Origin of the sequence: Halomonas sp. NO4, from assembly GCF_010994375.1 — a bacterium.
In the GTDB taxonomy this organism is placed as follows: Bacteria; Pseudomonadota; Gammaproteobacteria; order Pseudomonadales; family Halomonadaceae; genus Halomonas.
In genome coordinates this window covers 1-771 of the sequence record NZ_WHMA01000040.1, presented here as the reverse complement: position 1 = coordinate 771, position 771 = coordinate 1, and the positions used below count along the sequence as shown (strand labels likewise).

General features: G+C 68.2%; 1 protein-coding gene. It reads left to right on the top strand.

From position 1 onward, the window contains the following. Nucleotides 1–12: 12 nt before the first annotated feature. Nucleotides 13–771 (top strand): IS256 family transposase (locus FEF15_RS17020; RefSeq protein WP_163560378.1); only part of this gene is annotated, 759 nt, incomplete at its 3' end.

Sequence of the window (771 nt, the reverse complement as noted above, 5' to 3'; positions counted from 1 at the left end):
AGTGGATACGCCATGACCGATTCTACCCTCCGGGCTCTTTCACAACCAGAACCCCAGGTCACTGACCCGCTGCACGAGCTGCTGCGCCAAGGCGCCCGTGACCTGATCGCCAAGGCCGTCGAGGCCGAGCTGGCCACCTTCCTGGCGCAGACTGCCGATCAGCGGCTCGACGATGGACGTCAGGCCGTGGTCCGCAACGGCTACCTGCCCGAGCGCACGGTCCAGACCGGGGTCGGGGATGTCAGCGTGCAGGTGCCCAAGGTGCGTGACCGCAGCGGCGGTGGTGCTCGCGTCAACAGCAGCCTGCTGCCGCCCTACCTGAAGCGGGCCCGCAGCATCGAGGAGCTGATTCCCTGGCTCTACCTGAAGGGGATCTCCACCGGCGACTACCAGGAGGCGCTGGCGGCGCTGCTGGGCGACCAGGCCAAGGGGCTCTCGGCCAACACGGTGTCGCGGCTCAAGAAGCAGTGGGAAGACGAGCATACCGAGTGGCGGCAGCGGGACCTGACAGACCGGCGCTACGTCGACTGGTGGGCCGACGGCGTGTACAGCAACGTGCGCCTGGATGACCGCCTGTGCCTGCTGGTGATCATCGGCGTCACCGAGCAGGGCCGCAAGGAACTGGTGGCGGTCGAGGACGGCTTCCGCGAGTCGGCGGACAGCTGGGAGGCCCTGCTCACAGGCCTGCGAGAGCGCGGCCTTACCCAGGCCCCCAAGCTGGCGGTGGGCGACGGTGCCATGGGGTTCTGGGCGGCGCTGAGCAAGATTTAC